This is a genomic window from Ruegeria sp. BHSC223 (genome assembly GCF_059613025.1).
The window spans coordinates 651,752-672,105 of record NZ_JBXWRR010000001.1 but is presented as its reverse complement, the minus strand read 5'-3'; the positions used below and the strand labels follow the sequence as shown (position 1 = coordinate 672,105).

General features: G+C 66.5%; 19 protein-coding genes. 7 read left to right on the top strand and 12 right to left on the bottom strand.

Features of this window, described 5'->3' with window-relative positions:
* Genes AC2FNY_RS03290 through lptG form a run of 3 tightly spaced genes read right to left on the bottom strand, consistent with a single transcriptional unit; the run spans nt 1 to nt 4,477 of the window.
* On the bottom strand, nt 1–1,239 hold the full coding sequence (locus AC2FNY_RS03290; RefSeq protein WP_496801619.1) for a peptidylprolyl isomerase: 1,239 nt from the start codon (nt 1,237–1,239) through the stop codon (nt 1–3).
* Complete coding sequence (locus AC2FNY_RS03285; RefSeq protein ID WP_496801618.1) at nt 1,224–3,380, bottom strand: LPS-assembly protein LptD; 2,157 nt, start codon at nt 3,378–3,380, stop codon at nt 1,224–1,226. The genes AC2FNY_RS03290 and AC2FNY_RS03285 overlap by 16 nt, the downstream gene beginning before the upstream one ends.
* Nucleotides 3,380–4,477, bottom strand: a complete 1,098-nt coding sequence (lptG, locus tag AC2FNY_RS03280) for an LPS export ABC transporter permease LptG (protein WP_234136417.1) — start codon at nt 4,475–4,477, stop codon at nt 3,380–3,382. Before lptG ends, AC2FNY_RS03285 begins: the two co-directional genes overlap by 1 nt.
* Before the next feature lie 232 nt (nt 4,478–4,709).
* Here lptG and AC2FNY_RS03275 point away from each other — a divergent pair, with 232 nt between their 5' ends.
* The 3 genes from AC2FNY_RS03275 to AC2FNY_RS03265 all read left to right on the top strand — a co-directional run bounded on the left by AC2FNY_RS03275 (nt 4,710) and on the right by AC2FNY_RS03265 (nt 7,610).
* Entirely contained in the window at nt 4,710–6,191 is a 1,482-nt protein-coding gene (locus tag AC2FNY_RS03275) for a leucyl aminopeptidase (RefSeq protein ID WP_496801617.1), read from the top strand.
* Between the two features lie 4 nt (nt 6,192–6,195).
* Nucleotides 6,196–6,660, top strand: a complete 465-nt coding sequence (locus AC2FNY_RS03270; RefSeq protein WP_234145012.1) for a DNA polymerase III subunit chi — start codon at nt 6,196–6,198, stop codon at nt 6,658–6,660.
* Between the two features lie 185 nt (nt 6,661–6,845).
* Nucleotides 6,846–7,610 carry a lysophospholipid acyltransferase family protein gene (locus tag AC2FNY_RS03265; protein WP_496801616.1) on the top strand — a complete coding sequence of 255 codons (765 nt, stop codon included), beginning with the start codon at nt 6,846–6,848 and terminating at the stop codon, nt 7,608–7,610.
* Nucleotides 7,611–7,619: 9 nt separating this feature from the next.
* Here the strand turns inward: AC2FNY_RS03265 and AC2FNY_RS03260 are convergent, their stop codons facing one another.
* From AC2FNY_RS03260 to AC2FNY_RS03240, 5 genes are all read right to left on the bottom strand, one after another.
* Nucleotides 7,620–8,372, bottom strand: coding sequence for a maleate cis-trans isomerase family protein (locus AC2FNY_RS03260; protein ID WP_496801615.1), 753 nt, complete (start codon nt 8,370–8,372; stop codon nt 7,620–7,622).
* Nucleotides 8,373–8,471: 99 nt separating this feature from the next.
* Nucleotides 8,472–9,053 (bottom strand): TIGR02281 family clan AA aspartic protease, encoded by a 582-nt coding sequence (locus AC2FNY_RS03255; RefSeq protein ID WP_234136422.1) that lies wholly within the window; start codon nt 9,051–9,053, stop codon nt 8,472–8,474.
* Nucleotides 9,054–9,092: 39 nt separating this feature from the next.
* Nucleotides 9,093–9,713: a MarC family protein gene (locus tag AC2FNY_RS03250; protein ID WP_234166324.1), complete on the bottom strand. Its 621-nt coding sequence runs from the start codon at nt 9,711–9,713 to the stop codon at nt 9,093–9,095.
* Nucleotides 9,710–10,192: a GNAT family N-acetyltransferase gene (locus tag AC2FNY_RS03245; protein ID WP_496801614.1), complete on the bottom strand. Its 483-nt coding sequence runs from the start codon at nt 10,190–10,192 to the stop codon at nt 9,710–9,712. The genes AC2FNY_RS03250 and AC2FNY_RS03245 overlap by 4 nt, the downstream gene beginning before the upstream one ends.
* Nucleotides 10,189–12,039 (bottom strand): ABC-F family ATP-binding cassette domain-containing protein, encoded by a 1,851-nt coding sequence (locus AC2FNY_RS03240; protein WP_496801613.1) that lies wholly within the window; start codon nt 12,037–12,039, stop codon nt 10,189–10,191. The genes AC2FNY_RS03245 and AC2FNY_RS03240 overlap by 4 nt, the downstream gene beginning before the upstream one ends.
* Nucleotides 12,040–12,147: 108 nt before the next feature.
* On the opposite strand from AC2FNY_RS03240, the gene AC2FNY_RS03235 reads away from it, so the two are divergent.
* Entirely contained in the window at nt 12,148–13,347 is a 1,200-nt protein-coding gene (locus tag AC2FNY_RS03235) for a multidrug effflux MFS transporter (protein WP_496801612.1), read from the top strand.
* A gap of 127 nt (nt 13,348–13,474) precedes the next feature.
* Nucleotides 13,475–13,897, top strand: coding sequence for a nucleoside-diphosphate kinase (gene ndk, locus AC2FNY_RS03230; protein WP_093027089.1), 423 nt, complete (start codon nt 13,475–13,477; stop codon nt 13,895–13,897).
* A 153-nt stretch (nt 13,898–14,050) separates the two neighbouring features.
* Here ndk and AC2FNY_RS03225 read toward each other — a convergent pair whose 3' ends face one another.
* Nucleotides 14,051–14,401 (bottom strand): TfoX/Sxy family DNA transformation protein, encoded by a 351-nt coding sequence (locus AC2FNY_RS03225; protein ID WP_496801611.1) that lies wholly within the window; start codon nt 14,399–14,401, stop codon nt 14,051–14,053.
* A 95-nt stretch (nt 14,402–14,496) separates the two neighbouring features.
* Between AC2FNY_RS03225 and AC2FNY_RS03220 the strand changes: the two genes are divergently transcribed.
* Nucleotides 14,497–15,333 carry a class I SAM-dependent methyltransferase gene (locus tag AC2FNY_RS03220; protein WP_234136428.1) on the top strand — a complete coding sequence of 279 codons (837 nt, stop codon included), beginning with the start codon at nt 14,497–14,499 and terminating at the stop codon, nt 15,331–15,333.
* Nucleotides 15,330–16,553, top strand: a complete 1,224-nt coding sequence (locus tag AC2FNY_RS03215; protein ID WP_496801610.1) for a cytochrome P450 — start codon at nt 15,330–15,332, stop codon at nt 16,551–16,553. The genes AC2FNY_RS03220 and AC2FNY_RS03215 overlap by 4 nt, the downstream gene beginning before the upstream one ends.
* A 15-nt stretch (nt 16,554–16,568) precedes the next feature.
* On the opposite strand, the gene AC2FNY_RS03210 is transcribed toward AC2FNY_RS03215, so the two are convergent.
* The 3 genes from AC2FNY_RS03210 to AC2FNY_RS03200 form a co-directional block, all read right to left on the bottom strand.
* Entirely contained in the window at nt 16,569–17,939 is a 1,371-nt protein-coding gene (locus AC2FNY_RS03210; RefSeq protein ID WP_496801609.1) for a sensor histidine kinase, read from the bottom strand.
* Nucleotides 17,932–18,612, bottom strand: coding sequence for a response regulator transcription factor (locus AC2FNY_RS03205; protein ID WP_234166332.1), 681 nt, complete (start codon nt 18,610–18,612; stop codon nt 17,932–17,934). Before AC2FNY_RS03205 ends, AC2FNY_RS03210 begins: the two co-directional genes overlap by 8 nt.
* Before the next feature lie 163 nt (nt 18,613–18,775).
* The gene (locus tag AC2FNY_RS03200) at nt 18,776–20,212 is read right to left on the bottom strand and encodes a DegQ family serine endoprotease (protein ID WP_496801608.1); all 1,437 of its coding nucleotides are present in this window, start codon (nt 20,210–20,212) and stop codon (nt 18,776–18,778) included.
* Nucleotides 20,213–20,354 lie beyond the last annotated feature (142 nt).

Sequence of the window (20,354 nt, the reverse complement as noted above, 5' to 3'; positions counted from 1 at the left end):
CTATTCCTCGGTGATGACGGCGTCGGCGCGCAGTTGCTCGAGATGGCTTTCTGCCAGGGTTTGCAGGCGTTGCTGTGTCAGGGCGTTGGCCACATCCTCGCGCGAGGCATCGCCGCCCAGATCGCGGGTCCGGTTGCACATCATCAGAAACAACAGGGTCTGGCCATTGTTGCGGGTCAGCGCAATCGAAGTTTCGCCCGGGTCGAGCTTCGCCAGTTCCAGCGCGATATCCTGCGGTATCTCTGACGGTTTCGCACTGATCCTGTCCAGCACCTCGACCGGCTGGCCCTTGGCTACGCCATAGAGGTCGTCGCAAGTATCGACGCGCTGGCGCAGCCCTGTTGCTGCCTTCAGCGTCTCGGGGCTGCGCCCACCCGCCATCCGATAGGCGGCATAGTCGATCACGGCATAGCGGGGGGTGCCTACCGCCGCTTCGCGTAGACCGCGCATCTGGAACAGCGCCACTGCGTTAGGCAGGGTGATCGGAGACGAAATCTCGCCTGGTTCAAGTTCCAGTATCACCGGTTGCAAGGCCGGGGGCAGTTGCGCCAGCGGGATCCAGGGCATGCGGCCGCCATTCTCGCGCGTTTCGGCTGCCGAGACCTGGGCCGCGGCGCTTGAGAAGGCCTCGTAGCTGGTCAGCGCGGCGATCTGCTGGGCCACCTCGTCGACCTGATCCACGGTCTGGGGAGTAAGCGGAATGATGATCTCGGAGAGCAGCACCTGCAGTCCGCCACCGCCACCCAGGCCCAGCGCCCGGTCGATCTCGTCCGGAGTGGGGCGGGCGCGGGACAGGAAGCGGGCGCTGACATAGTCGCGCCAGGCCATCTGCTTGCTGACGAAATCGCGCACGGTTTCGGCCGAGACGCCCTCGTTCGCGAGCGCCGCCAGGAACTCGTCGGTCGACAGGCGCGCGCGGGCGGCGAAATCGTCGATGCCCAGTTGCACGTCCTCGGGGGCCACCTCGATGCCGGCCTCTTCGACCGCCTGCATCTTGAGCGCTTCCTCGATCAGCGAGCGGCGGGCATCTTTCTGCGGATCGCCCGGGATGCGCAGCACCTCCATCAGGCGGATGCGCTGTTCCAGCTCGAAATGGGTAATCACGCCCTGATTGACGCGGATCGCCGGGCTGAACAGGCTTTGCGCCGCAACGGGGCCACCGGCCAGCGTCAGGGTCAGCGCGGCGGCGCCCATCATACGGGCCAGGCATCGGGACAGGGTGGTCAGGTTTTGCTGCATGATCGCCTGTATTCTTTGTTTGCGCTTTCCACGGCAAAGCCGCTCAGGGCAATGGTAAATCCGAAATCGGTCGAAGGCTCAACACTTGTCGAAGAGGTGTAGCGGCGATTGACCGAAATGTTAACCGTGACACATTCGTTTTGATAGGCAAATCCGATGCCGGCACGGGTGGCACGCGAATCCTCGATATCGTAGCGGATATTGGCAGAGGCGGTCCAATAGGGGTTCACCTTGTAGCTGCCGTCGAACCAGAACTCGGACACCGCCAGCGCCCGGTTCTCGGCCAGATCCCGGCCCAGCCACAGATAGCTGCCGCTGACGCTGGTGCGGTCATCCGTCCAGCTGCCGCGCACCTCGACCTTGGAGAAGTTGAGCGAACCGTCAAGCAGGCCGCGTGCGGTCAGGCCCAGACCCTGGGGCAGGGTGATCTGGCCGGCCAATAGCAGGTCCGAGGCGGTGCCACCCAAACCCGAAGATTTGGAGAACCGAGGATCCGACGTGCTGCGGAACACTTGGCCAACGGTCGCAAAGGCCTGCCAGCCCGAGGGCGAGAAGCGCGCCCAGTTCAGGCCGAACACCGCGCGCTTGCCTTCCTCGCGCTGATCGTTGGCGGGAAAACGAGACAGCGCCAGCAGGTTGCCCTGATCGAACTCGACAAAATTGCTCTCGCCATTGGGGAGTGGCGCGCCGGACACGTCGCTCCAGCCCAGTTGCGCAATGGGTTCCAGGAAATGGGTGCCGGTGGTGCCGCGATAGATCATCGGATAGCGAAGGGTCAGCGCGGCGCGCGGGGCGCTGCGCAGGGTGCCGCTGGCATAGTTGGAATCGTCCCAGACCCGGTAATCGTCGACCGCGACACCCATGCGCCAATCGGCGCGCAGCCCGCTGGCAAAGGTCCAGCTGCGCAGCCATTCCGCATCCAGCGTCGCCCGCGCGATATCGCGCCCGACAACATTGGCCGAGGATTGGCGCTGATGCGCATGGCCGTCAAAGGCAAGACGCACCTCGCCGCCAAGGCCGGTCGGGAAATACCGTTTCTCGGCATTGATGTCGAAGATCTCCGTGGGGATCTCGTCCTCGATCTCGCTGTCGCGCAGGGTCTCGTAATGGATCAGCCCGATGCGAAAGGCGCTGTCGCGGCGGAACCTTTCGATCGAGATCTCGCTGCGCAGTCGGTCGTATTCGGGCAGGCCGTAATCGGCCAGATAGCCGTTGTCCGAGACGGCCTGTACCCCAAGCTTCAGCTTGTAATCGTCGCGCAGGTCGAACTGGCCGGTGGCAAAGACATAGCCGCGATCCTCGCCCGGGATCAGGTCGTCGCGGGTATAGGCGCCCTCGATCTCGATCCGGCCGCGGGCAAAGGCCTGGCGATAGCGCAGGTCGAGCGTCTTTGTCTTGGACGAGACATAGGGAGAAACCGTCAGGTCGCGGTGGTCGCCCAGGCGAAAGAAATACGGTACCTTAATCCCGGTGCCCAGCTGCGAGGTGGTTCGGATCGACGGGATCAGGAACCCGGTCGCGCGTTTCAGGTTCGGGTCGGGCAAGCGCATGGCCGGAAAGTAGAACACCGGTACATCCAGCACCCGGAATTGCGCGCCCTCGAAATAGAGCTGTTGTTCAAGCTGGTCGTGGACCACTTTCTGTGCCCGGATCTGCCAGAGCGGCGGCTTGCCGTTCTCGCAGACATGGCACGAGGTGACCGAGGTCTTGTAAAGCTGGGTATAACGCCCGCCCACGCGCGTCATTTGCAGCGCGGCCAGTTGCAGCTGTTGATCGAATACCATGCGCGCGCCGGTCAACAGGCCGTCTTGCAGGGTCTTGTCCAACTCGGCCGCATCCGCCAGCACCGTCGCCCGACCGCCCTGGTCGATGCGGATCGGTCCCTCGATGCTCAGCTGTCCCGACTGTCTGTCAAAGGTGATCTTTTGGGCCTGCAGGCGGATATCGCCCTGGAACGCCTCGACATTGCCCTCGGCGATCAATTGCCGCTCTGGCGTGATGAAGACGCTGTCGGCCACAAGGATCGCGGGCTGCACCTCGGTCTGTTCCGCGGGCACAGGGGGCAACGTCTGGGCGGTGGCGGCGCCCGCCAGATGCAGGCAGGCGACGCCAGACAACAGGGTGGAAAGCAGCGCCCGCATCAGCCGTCCTCCGCATGCAGCAAGAGGCCAAAGGTCAGCAGGATCGCCGCCACCGGCGGCGCCCAGGCGGCCAGCGCCACGGGGATTTGCCCGTTCTCGCCCAGAATCTGCGCGAAGTTGCGGGTGAAATAGAGGGTAAAGCCCAGCAACACCGCCGACAGAACCGCCAGCCCGGTGCCGCCGAACCGCGTATGGCGCATGGTAAAGGCCGCGCCCACCAGCACCATCGACACCAGAAACAGCGGTCGGGCCAGCTCGACCTGCAACCAGACCTTGTGCCGCTTGGTCGAAAAGCCCGCCTGTTGCAGCTGTTCGATGGTCTGGGGCAGGTCATAGATTGACACCGTCTCGCGCCGGCCCAGACTGTCGCGGATACGCTCTTGCGTCAGCGAAGTCGGCATTTCGATCCGGTCGTGATAGACGGCGTTGGCCTCGGGGTTCTGTCCCACCTTCAGAGGCCAGACCTTGGCCTTGTTCAGCAGCCATTTGCCTTCCTGCAACTGGGCGCTTTCGGCGATGGTGCGCCGCTGGGCGCTGCCCTCGGGGCCAAAGCTGAGGATGGTCACGTCAAAGAGGGTCACCCCGTCGCCACCAAAGCCGGTGGCATGGATCACCGACTGGCCGCTGCTGTCGCCCTGACGCAGCCACAGCCCCTCTTCGCTGAGCGACAGCACCGAGGGGCCGCCATTGCGATAGGTATCGGCAAGGCTCTGATACCGCACGGCGGTCGCGGCCACGATGGGGTTCAGCGTGGTCACCGCCAGCACTCCGATCACCATCGCCACCAGCACCGGCCCGACCAGCGCCCGGATCCCTGAGCGCCCGATGGCGCGGGTCACCACCAGTTCGGAGCTGCGGGCCAGTCCGACAAACAGCACGATGGTCGACAGGATCATCAACAGCGGCAGGATCTCGCTGATCGCGGCGGGGGCGTTCAGCAGGGTCAGCCCAAGAAGCTGGCCAATGCCGACATCGAATCCCTCGAAGCGGCGGAGCTGTTCGATCAGGTCGATCAAAAGGACCAGCCCTAGGAACACCAGCCCAATCACCAGAAAACTCTGGATGAAGCGGCGGGCGAAGTAGCGGTCCAGAATCATGCTGCACCCCGGTCAGGAAACGGGCGCATAGTGAGATTCGACTGTGTCGCGTCAAGGCGCGCGCGAAGCGGCAACAGCGGCACTCTGCCGTATCGTGACACTGCGATACCCCCGGAACGGTCTGTCGATTGGGCCGGACCTTAATGCAATTGATCGGCGGGGAAAACTGCTATCTGGCCAAGATGCGGTGGGCAGGCTACCTCTAGGCGGACAGATGTTGAGGAGAGACCGAATGACCAGCCCCACCCCGATCCGTTTCGAGATGCCCGACCTGGACGCGATGGCCACCGCGACCGGACGCGTTGCGGTGATCGTGCCGCCCGAGGGCAAACTTGATCCGGGCGCTCGCCGGGCCAATCGGCTGACGCGCGGGGCGCTGGCGCGGCTGGTCGAAAGCGACCGGTTCGCCAAGGTGAAACCGGGGCAGGTGGTGTCGCTGGCCTGGCCTGCGGGCATGGCCGCCGAGGCGCTGGATGTGCTGGTGCTGCCGCGCCGCGCCGATGCGCTGACCGCCCGCAAGGGGGGCGCGGCACTGGCCAAGCTGGCGGGCGGCAAGCCGCTGTTGCTGATGGCGGGCGGTCAGGTCCGCGCCGAGCAGCTGGCGCTGGGCATCGCCCTGCGCGCCTATGATTTCACCGCTCATAAATCCAAACCCGAGGATGAGGCTGCCGAGGCTGCTGATGCCTCGGTCACCATCGCCCACACCAAGGCCGAGGAGGTCGCCAGCGCCTATGCGCCGCTGGCGGGCCTGGCCGAGGGTGTGCACATGACCCGCGATCTGGTCAACGAACCGGCCAACGTGCTGACCACCACGGAATTCGCCAACCGCCTCAAGGAGATGGAGGCGCTGGGGCTCGAGGTCGAGGTGCTGGAGGAGGACGAGTTGGCCAAACTGGGCATGCGCACGCTGCTCAGCGTCGGTCAGGGCTCGGACAGCCCGTCGAAGGTGGTGGTGATGCACTGGAAGGGCGGCGACAAGGATGCTGCCCCGCTGGCGTTGGTGGGCAAGGGCGTGGTGTTCGACACCGGTGGCATCTCGCTGAAACCCGCCGCCGGGATGGAAGACATGACCATGGACATGGGCGGCGCCGGTGTGGTCGCGGGCACCATGCGGGCGCTGGCGCTGCGCAAGGCCAAGGCCAATGTGGTGGGCCTGGTGGGCCTGGTCGAGAATATGCCCTCGGGCCGGGCCACCCGGCCGGGCGACGTGGTGAAATCCATGAAGGGCGACACGGTCGAGATCATCAACACCGATGCCGAGGGGCGGCTCGTGCTGTGTGACGTGATGTGGTACGCGCAGGAGCGGTTCAAGCCCGCCGGCATGATCGACCTTGCCACCCTGACCGGTGCGATCATCATCGGGCTGGGCCACGAGAATGCCGGCGTCTTCTCGAACGACGACACGCTGTGCAACGCCTTTCTGAAATCGGCGGGCGAAGAGGGCGAGGGCGCCTGGCGGATGCCGCTTGGTCAGGCCTATGACGACATGCTGAAATCGCGCATCGCGGACATGAAGAACGTGGGCGGGCGCCCGGCGGGCTCGATCACCGCGGCGCAGTTCCTGGCCCGCTTCGTGCAGGAGGGCACGCCCTGGATCCATCTCGACATCGCCGGGGTCGCCTCGGTCACCGCCGAGACCGACATGGCGCCAAAGGGTGCCACAGGCTGGGGCGTGCTGGCGCTGAACCGTCTGGTGGACCGGCTGGCAGAGTGATCCGATGGGGGCCGCCTATTTCTATCACCTGACCCGCAATCCGCTGGAGGCGACTTTGCCGGTGCTGCTGACCAAGGCACTGGGCGCGGGCTGGCGGGTGGCGGTACGGGGGACCGATCCCGGGCGGCTGGGCTGGCTGGACGAAAAGCTGTGGCTGGGGCCCGATGACGGGTTCCTGCCGCATGGGCTGGCGGGGGGCGCCCATGACGCCGACCAGCCGGTGCTGCTGACCACCGGCGCGGATGCGCCCAATGGCGCGCGCTGCGTGATGAGCGTGGATGGCGCCTCGGTCACCGCAGAGGAGGTCGCCGCGCTGGAACGGGTCTGTATCCTGTTCGACGGCACCGATCCGCAGGCGGTCGAGGCCGCGCGCGGCCAGTGGCGGGCGCTGACATCGGCGGGCTGCGCGGCGCAATACTGGTCCGAGGAATCGGGCCGGTGGGAGAAGAAGGCCGAGGCGGGCGGCTGAGCCTGCCGGGCCGCATGGTCTGTTTTTCATTGATATCTGCGGGGAACTGACCGATAGGGGCAGGGTCGCGCCTGTCGCGGTCCAAGGCGCCCAGTGCAGGTTGTGACACTGGCCCGCCGGTGCGCAAGCAATCTGTTGTCATGGCCCAATCGCCCCGCCGGGGCCTGAACCGATGGCAGGGCCAGATGACCGATACCTCCGTTTCCCAAAACGCGGCGACCGCCTCCGCGCCGGTCCGGCTGATCAAGCGTGTGGTGCTGGTCCTGATCGGGCCGTTCTATTTCCTGTTCATCGCCTTCGTGCCGCTGCTTTGCGCCCGGCGGCGCGGGTTTCGCGGCTGGTATTGGCGGCTGGTCAAGCGCGCCTGTTCGCGGCTGTTGTGGTTGCTGGGCATCCGGGTCGAGATCACCGAGGCCGAGCGCGCCGCGCTGGCACAGGATCGCGACAGCATCATCGTGATCAACCATCGCAGCCATCTGGACGGGTTCGCGCTGATGGACGCGGTGCCGGACGCGAAATGGTTCACCTTTGCCGCCAAGAAGGAACTCTGCCGCCACCCGCTGCTGCGCACCGGTTTCACCGGCGCCGGTCTGGTCGAGATCGACCGCAAGAACGGCAGCCTGGCGATGGAGACGCTGGGCGCGGCGGTGCGCGAAATGCCCGCCCGCCGCTCGGTGGTGCTGTTCCCCGAGGGCACCCGCGCGCGCGGCGAGTCGCTTGGCCCGTTCAAGGCGGGCGCGGTTCTGGCGGCGCGCGCCAGTGGCCGCAGCATCCGGCCCATCGTCATCCACGCCTCGGACCAGTTGCTGCCGCGTGGCCGCTTCCTGCCCAGGGGCGGGGTGATCCGGGTCGAGGTGCTAGAGCCCTTTGTCTGCGACCCTGCCGCGCCGGTCGATGCCGATGTGGCGCGGCTGCGCGCGGCGATGCTGGCGGCGTTCGACCGGGCCTGAGGCGGGGCCTCAGCCCGCCAGTTGCCGCATCAGCCGCCCCGGCGCGTGCGGCAGGGTCAGACCGGCCTGCGTCGCCATGTGCCAGGCCAGCGCCAGGTTGGAACTGACCACTGGAATGCCCAGCTCTGCCTCGATCTCGTCGATCACATCCAGCGTGCGCAGGTTGGTGCAGCTCAGGAACAGCCCGTCCAGACCGCCGCGCCGCCCCAGGTCCAGCGCCGCCGCCCGGATCGAGGCCGGGTCGATCCGCGCCACACGCGCCTCGCTCGCCTCGCCGAAACTCAGCGTTTCGGGCGTCTCGACCCCGGCCGCGCCCAAGGCGTGCCGCACCGGTTCGGCCACAGAGGCGACATAGGGTGACACGATGCCCAGACGGGTGATGCCCAGCGCACGCAGCGCCGCGCGCGCCGCCGTCAGCGGATCAGTGCTGGCCTGAGTGTCGCAGGCGCCCCGGATCAGCTCGGCCACCCGGTCCGGCCCGATCATCGTGGCGCCCGAGGTGCAGGCATAGCCCACGGTCGAGAACGCCACCGAGGGCGGCAGCAGGCTGGCCGCGTGCGGCAGGTCACGCTCCATCTGGCGCAGGGTCTCGGGCGTCACATCCGCGCCCGAGGGGATGCGGGTGACATAAAGCGCCTGATCGCGGGCGGCAAAGAGGCGCTGAAAATCCTGCTCGACCGTCTCGTCGGCCTGCAACACGATCAGCCCCAGCGTGGCGGCGCTGCCGATGGGCGCGGTGAGGTCATAGGGGAAATGGCTCATACGGGTAGCTCCGGTCAGGGCAGGCTGGTGTCAGAATGCACATGAACGCCCCGCCCAGGCAGCGCCGGATGCGTCACGCGGTGGCCCGCCCGCGACGGTTCAACGGGCCAGCACCAGGGTTCCACCCGCGATCTGGATGCTGCTGAACCGTTGCAGATAGTCCATGCCCAAGAGCGATTCACTCATCTCGCCCTCGTTCACCCAGGCAGTGACGCCCTGATCGGTGAACCCGCCCAGCTGCACCTGGCCCAGTTTCACCGGCGCGGTGCGCACCTCGCCATTGGCGGTATAGGCCCGCCCGAAATAGTTGAGTGCGGATGTGTCGATGCCCAGCCGTTCGGCATCCGCATGGCTCAGCACCACCTGGCTGGCGCCGGTATCGACCAGAAAGCGCAGCGGTTTGTCCTCGACAATAAGGGTTGCATAATAGTGGCCGTCCGGGCTGCGCGGGATCTCGACCCGGTTGTCGCTGACCGATATCCGGGGTGTGCCAGCCACGGTGCCGCGAATGTCGTCCCACAGGCCCACCACCGCGATTACACCCATGAAGATGAACACCCAGGCCAGTGCCATTTGCAGCGACTTGCCCAGGCTGGCGCGGTTGTGGCTGATGAACCAGAACACAAGCGCCGCGCCAAGCAGCATCAGATAGATCAGGCGGGCGGTGTTATCTGCGTCCATGAGCGGCCTTTCCTGTAGCGTCCTTGCCGATATGGGGTGTCAGCTGGCAAAGCCAAAGGCCCTGAGCCCGTCGAGGATGAATTGCACCGCCAGCGCCGCCAGCAGCATGCCCAACAGGCGGGTGACCACGTTCAGCCCGGTCTTGCCCAGAAGTCGCCCCAGGAGGCCGGAGATCAGATAAAGGAAGAGCACTACCGCCAGCACCGCCAGCATCACCCCGATCACCGTGGCCAGCCCCTCGGCGCCCGGATGCTGTCCCGCCAAGAGGATCATGGTGGCGATCGAGCCGGGACCGGCGATCAGCGGAATGCCCAGCGGGAACACTGACGGATCGGCATGTTCCTCGGCCTCGGCCCGGTCCTCGCGCCGCTTGGTGCGCCGCTCGAACAGCATGTCGAGCGCAGTGAGGAACAGGAGAACGCCGCCCGCGACGCGAAAGGCGGGCATCGAGATGCCGACAAAGCCCAGCACCGCTTCGCCAAAGGCCGCGAACATGGCGAGGATTCCCGCCGCCGTCAGGCAGGCGCGCAGCGCGATGGCGCGTTTGGTGCGGCTGTCCATGCCCTGGGTCAGCGCCATGAAGATGGGCGTCTGCCCCGGCGGGTCGATCACCACGAACAGCGTGGTGAAGGCGGTGATCAGAAAGGCGGTGTCGATCATGTCCCCTCCGTCTGCTGGGGTGCGGTCAGGTCGAACCGCTTGCCCACGGCGCCGTCAAGCGTGCGCCAGGTCTGGAAACCCAAAGCGGTGTAATAGGCCAAACCCTGGGGGTTGCTGGCGCCGATGGTGGCGTCGATATGGGCCAGCCCGGCGCGCTGTGCTGCGGCCAGTGTTTCACCAAACAGCGCCCGCCCGATGCCCCGGCGGCCCGCATCGCCCGCGACATAGGTGCCGATGATGCCCCAGCCGGCGGGCAGGTCATAGTCGTTCTGCTTCCCCGCGACTTTCAGAGACTGAAAGCCCAGGATGTGCGCGCCCTCGCAGGCCACGGCACAGCTCAGCCGGTCGGGATGGGCGATGTAATGGCCCAGAACGGTCGCCGCATCGCCCCGGCGGGCACTGTTCCAGCCGGTCAGGATCGGCTGCAATACCGCGCTCATCGCGGCGGCATCCGCTGCGTCTGCCTGCCGGACGATCATGTCGCCTGCGCCGCGTCGAGCTTCTCCTGCGCGTCCATCCACAGGGTCTCGGCCCGCTCCATCGCGTCTTTCAGTTCCGCATATTTGCGGTTCCAGACTTCGAGATCAGCGACCTTGTCATCGGCGTAGAGCGCGGGATCGGCCAGCTTGGCGGCGAGTTTGTCGTGCATCTCGGACAGCTTCTCGACCCGTTCCTCGCATTTGCGCAGCTCGGCCCGCAGTGCCAGAACCGTGTCGCGACTGGCGCGCTTGGGCTTGGCCTCGGCCGGTTTGGGTGGTTCCGGCTTGTCGCGGGCCAGCAGGAAGTCGCGATAGGCCTCCAGATCGCCCTCGAAGGGTTTCACCGACCCGTCCGAGACCAGCCACAGCCGGTCGGCCACAAGGCTGAGCAGGTGCATGTCGTGGCTGACCAAAATCACCGCGCCGGTATAATCGGTCAGCGCCTCGACCAGCGCTTCGCGGCTTTCGATATCGAGGTGGTTGGTCGGCTCGTCGAGGATCAGCATATGCGGCGCATCAAGCGTGGCGATCAGCAGGCTCAGTCGCGCCTTTTGTCCGCCCGAAAGCCGCCCCACCGCTGTTTCCGCCTGTTCGGGGCCAAGGCCGAACCCCGCCAGCCGCGCCCGCCATTTGGCGGGCGTCTCGCCCGGGCGCAGGCGGCGCAGGTGGTCGAGCGGGGTTTCATCAACGTAAAGCTCATCGACCTGATGCTGGGCGAAATAGCCAATGCGCAGCTTGGGCGAGCGGGTCATCCGCCCCGCCATCAGCGGCAGCCGGTCCGAGAGCAGTTTCGACAGGGTGGATTTGCCCTGACCGTTCTTGCCCAACAGCGCGATCCGGTCGTCCTGGTCGATGCGCAGGTTCAAACGTTTCAGGACCTCGGTTTCGCCATAGCCCGTCACCCCGCCTTCGAGATGGATGATCGGGGGCGACATTTCTTCGGGCTTGGGAAAGGTGAAGGCACGCAGCGCGGCCTCTTGCGGGCTGCTGATCGGCTGCATCCGGGCCAGCGCCTTCAGACGCGACTGTGCCTGTTTGGCCTTGTCCGCCTTGTACCGGAAGCGGTCGACGTAGGATTGCAGATGCGCGCGGCGCGCCTCTTGCTTCTTTGCCATCGCCTGGGCCTGAGCCAGGTTTTCGGCCCGCTGGCGGGCGAACTGGTCATAGGGGCCCTGATAGAGGGTCAGCTTGCGATCCTCCAGATGCAGGATCGCGCCCACGGCACGGTTCAACAGCCCGCGGTCGTGGCTGATGATGATCACCGTATGGGGATATTTCGCCAGATAGCTCTCCAGCCATAGCGCCCCTTCGAGGTCGAGATAGTTGGTCGGTTCATCGAGCAGCAGCAGGTCGGGCTGGGCAAACAGCACCGCCGCCAGCGCCACCCGCATCCGCCAGCCGCCCGAGAAATCGGAGCAGGGTTTGAGCTGTTCGTCATCGTCGAATCCCAGCCCCTTGAGGATCGAGGCGGCGCGCGCAGGCGCGCTCCAGGCGTCGATATCGGCCAGCCGGGTCTGCACTTCGGCGATGCGGGTGGGGTCGGTGGCGGTTTCGGCCTCGGCCATCAGCGCGCCCCGTTCGGTATCGGCGGCCAGAACCGTGTCGAGCAAAGACACGTCCGAGGCGGGCGCCTCTTGCGCGACGCCGCCGATGCGGGCGCGGCGGGGCAGGGCAATCTCGCCGGTCTCCAGCGCCAGTTCGCCCCGGATCAGGCGAAAGAGCGTGGTCTTGCCGGTGCCGTTGCGGCCCACCAGTCCGACCTTGTGGCCATCGGGGATGACGGCGCTGGCGCCGTCGAACAGCGGCCGGCCCTCGACCGCGTAAGTGATGTTATCGATCCTCAACATGGGCGCGCTCATAACAGACAGGTGAAGGGGCCGCCAGCGGCTTGGGATGGTCAGGCGCACGCGACCGTGATAGCGCAGAGAGACCGCCCCATCCGCCGGATCCCGCCCATGCGTCCCGCCACCAACCCGCCGCATCTGATCACGCTTGTTCTGGTCACCGGGCTGGCGGTCCTGACATTGAACATGTTCCTGCCCTCGCTGGCGCATATCGCCTCGGATTTCGGGGTGGACTATGCGCTGGCGAACCTGTCGATCGCGGGATACCTGATCGTTACCGGGGTGTTGCAGCTGATCATGGGCCCCTTGTCCGACCGCTATGGGCGGCGTCCGGTTATGTTGTGGTCGATGGGTGTTTTCGCGCTGGCCTCGGTCGGCTGCGCGCTGGCCGAGAATATATGGGTCTTTCTCGGCTTCCGGATGGTGCAGGGCGCGGTGATTGCAGGGCAGGTCCTGCCGCGGGCGGCGCTGCGCGATCTCTACCCGCCGTCACAGGCGGCGGCGCGGCTGGGGCAATTGTCGATGGCGATGGCGCTGGCGCCGATGCTGGGGCCGATGCTGGGCGGCGTGCTGGAGAGCCTGTTTGGCTGGCGGGCCGGGTTCGTTCTCTATGCCGCCATGGGGTTTGCGATGCTGGCGCTTGTCTGGGCGGATATGGGCGAAACCAACCAGAACCGCTCGGCCACCTTCGGGGCGCAGATGCGGCAATACCCCGAGTTGTTCGGATCACGCCGGTTCTGGGGCTACAGCCTGTGTGCCGCCTTCTCGGTGGGGGGCTTTTACGCCTTCATCACCGGAGCGCCCATGGTCGCGGCGGCTGCGTTCGACCTCAGCCCGGCGATGCTGGGCTTGGGCATCGGTATCATCACCCTGGGGTTCATGGCAGGCAACTTCGTCACCGGGCGCATCGCGCCGCGTGTGGGGCTGATGCCGCTGATCGTGGCCGGGCGCTGGGTGGCGAGCCTGGGGCCGCTGTTGGGGTTGATGCTGTTTCTTGTCGGTCTGGGATCGGTCTGGGTATTCTTTGCCTCGGCCATATTCGTGGGCTTTGGCAACGGGCTGACGCTGGCCAATGCCAATGCGGGTCTGATGTCGGTGCGCCCGCATCTGGCGGGCAGCGCCTCGGGCCTGTCGGGGGCACTGACCGTCGCGCTGGGGGCGGCGCTGACCACGGCAACGGGTGTGGTCGTGAATGCCCAGAACGCGCCCTATGCCGTTCTGGGGCTGATGCTGGCCGCCAGCCTGCTCAGCCTTGTCGCCGCGCTCTACACACGCTGGGTCGACCTGCGCGACCCTCTGACCGAGACCTGACCCGACAATCCCCGTATCCGGGTCCGGATTTGCCATCATGGCACTTTCCTTGTGCGTTCCATCATGATAGGCGGCGCGCGATACATCCGGCGCGAAAGGCGCGCCGCCAGATTCAAGGAGAGCCCCGATGGCACTGGAACGCACCTTTTCGATCATCAAGCCCGATGCAACCCGCCGCAACCTGACCGGCAAGATCAACGCCAAGTTCGAGGAAGCCGGCCTGCGCATCGTCGCGCAGAAGCGTATTCACATGACCAAGGAACAGGCCGGTAAGTTCTATGAAGTGCACGCCGCGCGCCCGTTCTATGACGAGCTGTGCGAATTCATGTCCTCGGCCCCGGTCGTGGTGCAGGTGCTGGAAGGCGAGAACGCCATTGCCAAGAACCGCGAAGTGATGGGCGCCACCAACCCCGCCGACGCGGCCCCCGGCACCATCCGCGCCGAGTTTGCCGAGTCGGTCGGCGAAAACTCGGTCCACGGCTCGGACGCGCCCGAAACCGCTGCGGTCGAGATCGCCTATTTCTTCTCGGGTATCGAACTGGTCGGCTAAGCCGCCGGTCTGCGGACGTGAACGAACAGGAAAAGCCGCCCCGGTTTCGAGGGCGGCTTTTTTTATTGGGCGGGGGTGGGGGCGCTGCCCCCATCGCGCCGGGGGCGCGATTCCCCCGGGATATTTGCGGCAAGAGGAAAGAGCAGATCTGCGTCAGGATTGCGGGCGCAGATCCTCGGGGCGGACACGGACGCCCAGAGCGTCGAGTTCTGCCACCAGCTTGCTGGCCGGGGCGGGTCTGGTCGCGGCCTTGATCGCGTCGAAACGGGCGCGCAGCTCGGCCTTTTCCTTGCCCTTGCAATCGTTCCAGGGGCGGCCTTGCAGTCCCATCACCAGCACATAGTAGCCGATGAAATGCGGCTTGCTGCCAGCGGCCAACAGCCGGGCATAGGCCGCATCGGCGCCCAGCGCGCGCAGTTCTTCGGCCGAGTGGATACCGGCACGGGCACAGGCTTCGTCCATGGCGGGGCCGAGATTGCGGATCGAGGAAACGGGATCGGTCATGGCGGCACCATAGCTCTGGGTCGCTGACCTGTCATCGAAACTTGTCCGGAGGGCGGCGGCGCGATACTCACGGTTTCGTGAGGGGAGATATGCGGATGTTGAAACGGCTTTTTTACAAATCGCGCAGGTTTTATGACGACGATTTCGATTGGGAGTCCTATACCGCCGACAGTTACGAGCGGCGCCTGAAAGGCGACGTGGAACCGCTGTACAAGGCGATTTCGGGCGAGGGGGACCTGAGTTTCGATGCCGTGAGCGGGCAGGTCGCGGTGCAGGGAGAGGCGCTGCATCCCAATGTGCAGTTGATCCTTGAGACCATCGGGCAGCTTGCGCCTGAGTCGGTTCACGAGGTGGGCTGCGGCGGTGGCGATCATGTGGCGCATGCGGCGCGGCTCTTTCCCGGTATCAGGGTGACCGGTGGTGATCGGGGGCATACTCAGCTAAGCTTGGCGCTGTCGCGCCATCCGGAACTGGCGGGCCGGCTTGGGGTGCAGGATATCACCATGCCGTTCTCCCACCAATGGCCGCGTGCGGACCTGGTCTATAGCCAGGCAGTGATCATGCATATCCACACAGCGGTCAGTCACTTCGTGGCGCTGGCCAACATGGTACGGCAGGCGCGCGACCATGTGTTGCTGGTCGAAAACGTGCAATGCCACAATTTCGTGGCCGACCTGCGCGCCCTCGCCGCAGGCGGGCATCTGGATTGGGAACAGGTGCATCTCTATCGTGTGCGTGGGTCGACCGGAGCGCAGGGTATCTTGTTGTCGCGTCAGGAGCTCGACCGTCCGGTGCTGGCTTCGGATGCGGAGTTGCGCCGGGACGAGCGGGTTTCGCCCCGACGGTTGAAGCGATCGGACGAGGATAGTGCCCGGGCGCTGACCGGCTGGAGCAGGGCGTGGCCGGGTGGGCCACAGGGAGGCACGGAATGAGCGAAGCTGTGACGGTATCGGAGATCGAAACCCTGGATTTGACGGCGCCGCCTCCCGGGTTTCTGGAGGATCCGTTTCCCTTTTATGATGCGCTCTTGGCCCATGCGCCGGTGTTGGCGCAGCCGGACGGGTCGGTGCTGCTCAGCCGGCATGCGGATCTGGACCGCATCTATCGCGACACCACGCTCTATTCCTCGGACAAGAAGGCGGCCTTTGGTCCCAAGTTCGGGGTCGGCTCGCCACTGTTCGAGCATCACACCACCTCGCTTGTGTTCAACGACCCGCCGCTGCACACGCGGGTGCGCAAGATCATGACCTCGGCGCTGACGCCGCGCGCCATCGCGCGGATGGAACCGGGGCTGATCGAGACGGTGGATCACCTGCTGGACGCAATGGCCGGGCGCGACCGGGTGGACCTGATCGCCGATTTCGCCTCGACCATCCCGATCCAGATCATCGGCAACCTGCTGGATGTGCCGATGGACGAGCGCGGGCCGCTGCGCGACTGGTCGCTGATCATCCTGGGCGCCCTGGAACCGAAGCTGAGCGCGGAGCAGCTGGCGCAGGGCCAGCTGGCGGTGACTGAGTTCAAGATCTATCTCGAGGATCTGGTGGCGCGGCGCCGCGCAAAACCGGGTGACCCGGAAACCGATGTGCTGACCCGGCTCATTCGAGGCGAGGGCGCCGATCAGCAGTTGTCGGAAATCGAGCTGCTGCAAAACTGCATCTTCATCCTGAATGCCGGTCACGAGACCACCTCGAACCTGATCGGCAACGGGCTGGCGCTGTTGCATGACTACCCCGAGGAACGCGCCCGGCTGCTGGGCGATCCGGCGCTGCTGCCCTCGGCTGTCGAAGAGATCCTGCGCTTCCGCTCGCCCAACCAGTTGGGCAATCGCGAGACCACCGCCGAGATCGAGCTGGAGGGGCTTCGCCTGTCCAAGGGGACCAACCTGCATCTGTGCATCGGGGCGGCCAATCGCGACCCGGCGGTGTTCGACGATCCGACCCGGTTCGACATCGCGCGCAAGCCGAACCGCCATCTGGCCTTTGCTGGCGGGCCGCATGTCTGTGTCGGGCTGACGCTGGCGCGGCTCGAAGGGCGAATCGCACTGGGCCGGCTGCTGGAGCGGTTTCCCGACTACCAGTTGCTGGACGGCCGTGTGCCCGGCGGGCGCATCCGGTTCCACGGCTATGCGGAACTGCCCGCGCGCCTGTGAGCGGGCAGGGTCGGCTCAGGCGCCGTGCGGCAGGATCAAGCGCGCCTCCAGCCCCGGCGCGTGGTTCTCCGCTTCGAAGCTGCCGCCATGCATCCGGGCGATTGCGGCGACCAGCGCCAGGCCCAGGCCCGAATTGCCGCCCGTGCGCGACGGGTCGAGCGTGACGAAGGGTTCGGCCAGGCGGGAGAGGTCCTCTTCGGGGACGCCGGGACCCTGGTCGCGTACAGCCAGCACTATGTTCGATCCGGTTTCAATCACGGTCAGCGAGACCGTGCTGCCCGGGGGCGCATAACGCAGCGCGTTGTCGAGCAGGTTGGACAGCGCCTGCGCCAGCAGGGCCGGGTGGCCGGGCAGGGTCGCGGCCTTGGCCTCGACCGTCAGGGTCACGCCGGTCTCGGCGGCGAGCGGTTCATAGAACTCGCCCAGATTGCGTGCCAGCGCGGCCAGGTCCACCGGTTCGAATTCCTCGCGCCCCAGCCCCGCCTCGGCGCGCGAGATCTCGGTCAGTTGCGAAAAGACCCGCAACAGGTGGTCCACCTCGGCCAGGGCGCGGGCGCCGTCGGCGCCGCGCTCTTCAGGGTCGCGGTCGGGGTCGGTCAACGTCTCGACCCGCTGGCGCAGCCGCGACAGGGGGGAGCGCAGGTCATGGGCGATGGAATTCGAGGTGGTGCGCAGATGGCCCACCAGTTCCTCGATCCGGTCCAGCATCTCGTTCAGGGTTGCCGCCATGCGGTCGAACTCGTCCCCGGTGCCGCGCAGCGGGATGCGGCGGCCCAGATCACCCGAGACGATCTCTCCGGCGGTGCGCGAGATGTCCTTGAGCCGCGAGAACACCAGCCGCGTCAGCAGCCAGCCGGTCAGCAGGCTGAGCGCCAGCGCCGCCAACAATGCCAGACCCACCGAGCGCAGCAGCACCCGGTCGAATTGCCGCCGGGCCGAGGCGTCGCGCCCCACCAGCAGCCCCTCGCCGCCGGGCAGGCGGATCGAGGCGGCCGAGACCGGCACGCTTTCACCGGATTCGGTGCGGATCAGATCCAGTTCGATCCAGCCACTGCCCGCGGACACACCGGGCGGCCAGCGCACCAGATTGCCCGCCAGCACCGCACCTCCGCGATCGGTCAGCAGGTAGAGCGCATCGCGCTCGCTGGCGTCCTGGCTGCGCCGCTCGATCGCGGTCAGCAGGCCGATGACACCCAGACGCTGATATTCATCGGCCAACCCGGCCAGCTCGGCGGTCACCACCGAGCGGGTCTCGCCCGCGATGGTCCGGTTGGCGGTGACATAGACCAGCGCCAGCACCGCCACCGTCATTGCCGTGCTCAGCACCATGCTGAGCAGCACCAGCCGGGTGCGGGCATTTCGCATCAGGACCAGCGGCTTAGCCATCGGAGATCATGTAGCCCGCACCGCGTACGGTGGTGATCAGCGGCACCTCGGCGCCCTCGTCGATCTGGCGCCGCAGCTTCGAGATATGCACGTCGACGATATTGGTGTTGGGGTCGAAATGGTAATCCCAGACCCCCTCCAGCAGCATGGTGCGGGTAATCACCCGGTTCTTGCGGCGCAGGAAGAATTCGAGGATCTGGAATTCGCGCGGGGTCAGGGTGATCTCGCGCCCGGCGCGGGTCACCTTGCGGCGCATCAGGTCCATCTCCAGATCGCGACAGGTCAGCGTCGTGGCCTCTTGCGTGTCCTGCGGGCGGCGCAGCAACGCCTCGACCCGGGCCAGCAGCTCCTGAAACGAGAAGGGTTTGACCAGATAGTCGTCGGCGCCCGCGCGCAGCCCCTTGACGCGCTCGTCCACCGCGCTCATCGCCGTCAGCATGATGACCGGGGTGTTCAGTCCGGCCGCCCGCACCGACTTGATCAGCGCCAGCCCGTCGAGGCCGGGCAGCATCCGGTCCAGCACCATCGCGTCAAAGCCGCCATCGGTGGCGTGATAAAGGCCATCGCGCCCGTCTGCGGCACATTCCACGGCAAAGCCCTCCTCGGCAAAGCCCTTGGCGAGGAAGTCGCGCGTTTCGGGGTCATCCTCGACGATCAGCACACGTCGGCTCATCTCAATGGTCCTCTTTTCCGATGGATATACAGGGGCGAGGCGGCAAATGCACGTGCCGGGCGCGGATGGGACGCGCCCGGCAGATCCGGGACCGAAAGGCACATAACATGGCCCGGATCCAGACCCGGCGTGCGGGGGCACGGCCGGGTCAGCGACCTGTCGGTCAGGTGATCTTGACCGCGAGAAAGATCTGGTTGCCGCCGCGGTTGATCAGCATCAGCGCCGGATCGGTCTTTTCGCTTTCCAGCGCCTGTTTCAGCGCCGCCGGGCTGGCGGTGTCGGCGCCGCCCAGCCGCAGGATCACGTCGCCGGGGCGCAGGCCGGCGCGGGCGGCGGGGCCATCGGGCGCGATATCGGTGATCAGCACGCCGCCGGTGTCGCTGTCCAGCCCGGCGCCCTTGCGGGCCTCTTCGCTCAGCGGCGAGACGGTAAGGCCAAGGCCGGGCGCGTCGGCCGGGCCGTCGGCGCTGGCCGGGATCACCTCGGCGCTGGCCTGATGGGTGCCGATGGTGACGGTGATATCCTGCGCCTTGCCATCGCGCATCACCCGGATACTGGCGCGGGTTCCGGATTCGGTCGCGCCCACCAGCCGGGGTAGGTCGGCGCTGCTGCGCACCGGTTTGCCCTCGAAGGCGACGATCACGTCACCGGGGCGCAGGGTGCCGTCCGAGGGGCCATCGGCCACGACCTCGGACACCAGCGCACCGGAGGTCCCGTCAAGGCCCAGCGCGGCGGCGATATCGGCGCCAAGGTTCTGGATCGACACGCCCAGCCAGCCGCGATCGACCTGACCGTCCTCGCGCAGGTCGGCGATCACATGATCGACGATGTTCGAGGTGACGGCAAAGCCCAGGCCGACCGACCCACCCGAGGGCGAATAGATCACCGAGTTCACGCCCACGACCTCGCCCGCCATGTTGAACAGCGGTCCGCCCGAATTGCCCTTGTTGATGGCGGCGTCGGTCTGGATGAACTCGGCATAGGGCCCGTCCGAGATATTGCGCCCCTTGGCCGAGACGATGCCGGTGGTCACGGTCGAGCTGAGGCCAAAGGGGTTGCCCACGGCCACCACATCCTCGCCCACTCGGATCGCGTCGCTGTCACCCAACGTGACGGCGGGCAGCGCCTCGCCCGCCTCGATCCGCAGCAGCGCCAGATCGGTCAGCGGGTCGGTGCCAACCACCTGGGCTGTGAACTCACGGTCATCGCTGAGGCGGACAGTGACCCGGTCGGCGCCGTCCACCACGTGATTGTTGGTGACGATATAGCCCTCGGTGTCGAGGATGAAGCCCGAGCCGAGCCCCTGGCTCGGGCCGCTATCGGGCATCGGCATGCCGCGCGGGCCGCCGAACTGGTGAAAGAACTCCTCGAACGGGGTGCCTTCGAAGGGCGAAGGCTGCGCGCCGGTCGGGCGCGGTGCGGCGTCCTGGCTGGCCAGCACGGTGACCACGCTGGGGGCGACCTGTTCGACCAGATCGGCCAGCGCCTCGTCGGCGCTGACGGGCAGGGTCGCGCTGGTCAGCAGCAGCGCACCCAGGGCAGGGGCGGCAGCCCAGGCGGGCAGCGAGGGGGTCAGTTTGCGGGACATGCGGATGCTCATCTTGGTCTCCTGTCTCTGGTCCGGTCCGGGCCGGGTTCGAGACAGAGATAGCGGCGCATTCTGAGGCCGGGCTGAGCCGGGGATTAAGAAAAGTTAATTCGTACCCCCCTGAGACTGATCCTCCACAAACATGTTTGCGCGA

Bases quoted from the DNA above. Each gene is read 5' to 3' on its own strand.
- AC2FNY_RS03290 (WP_496801619.1), bottom strand. From the start codon at position 1,239: ATGCAGCAAAACCTGACCACCCTGTCCCGATGCCTGGCCCGTATGATG.
- AC2FNY_RS03285 (WP_496801618.1), bottom strand. From the start codon at position 3,380: ATGCGGGCGCTGCTTTCCACCCTGTTGTCTGGCGTCGCCTGCCTGCAT.
- lptG (WP_234136417.1), bottom strand. From the start codon at position 4,477: ATGATTCTGGACCGCTACTTCGCCCGCCGCTTCATCCAGAGTTTTCTG.
- AC2FNY_RS03275 (WP_496801617.1), top strand. From the start codon at position 4,710: ATGACCAGCCCCACCCCGATCCGTTTCGAGATGCCCGACCTGGACGCG.
- AC2FNY_RS03270 (WP_234145012.1), top strand. From the start codon at position 6,196: ATGGGGGCCGCCTATTTCTATCACCTGACCCGCAATCCGCTGGAGGCG.
- AC2FNY_RS03265 (WP_496801616.1), top strand. From the start codon at position 6,846: ATGACCGATACCTCCGTTTCCCAAAACGCGGCGACCGCCTCCGCGCCG.
- AC2FNY_RS03260 (WP_496801615.1), bottom strand. From the start codon at position 8,372: ATGAGCCATTTCCCCTATGACCTCACCGCGCCCATCGGCAGCGCCGCC.
- AC2FNY_RS03255 (WP_234136422.1), bottom strand. From the start codon at position 9,053: ATGGACGCAGATAACACCGCCCGCCTGATCTATCTGATGCTGCTTGGC.
- AC2FNY_RS03250 (WP_234166324.1), bottom strand. From the start codon at position 9,713: ATGATCGACACCGCCTTTCTGATCACCGCCTTCACCACGCTGTTCGTG.
- AC2FNY_RS03245 (WP_496801614.1), bottom strand. From the start codon at position 10,192: ATGATCGTCCGGCAGGCAGACGCAGCGGATGCCGCCGCGATGAGCGCG.
- AC2FNY_RS03240 (WP_496801613.1), bottom strand. From the start codon at position 12,039: ATGTTGAGGATCGATAACATCACTTACGCGGTCGAGGGCCGGCCGCTG.
- AC2FNY_RS03235 (WP_496801612.1), top strand. From the start codon at position 12,148: ATGCGTCCCGCCACCAACCCGCCGCATCTGATCACGCTTGTTCTGGTC.
- ndk (WP_093027089.1), top strand. From the start codon at position 13,475: ATGGCACTGGAACGCACCTTTTCGATCATCAAGCCCGATGCAACCCGC.
- AC2FNY_RS03225 (WP_496801611.1), bottom strand. From the start codon at position 14,401: ATGACCGATCCCGTTTCCTCGATCCGCAATCTCGGCCCCGCCATGGAC.
- AC2FNY_RS03220 (WP_234136428.1), top strand. From the start codon at position 14,497: ATGTTGAAACGGCTTTTTTACAAATCGCGCAGGTTTTATGACGACGAT.
- AC2FNY_RS03215 (WP_496801610.1), top strand. From the start codon at position 15,330: ATGAGCGAAGCTGTGACGGTATCGGAGATCGAAACCCTGGATTTGACG.
- AC2FNY_RS03210 (WP_496801609.1), bottom strand. From the start codon at position 17,939: ATGGCTAAGCCGCTGGTCCTGATGCGAAATGCCCGCACCCGGCTGGTG.
- AC2FNY_RS03205 (WP_234166332.1), bottom strand. From the start codon at position 18,612: ATGAGCCGACGTGTGCTGATCGTCGAGGATGACCCCGAAACGCGCGAC.
- AC2FNY_RS03200 (WP_496801608.1), bottom strand. From the start codon at position 20,212: ATGAGCATCCGCATGTCCCGCAAACTGACCCCCTCGCTGCCCGCCTGG.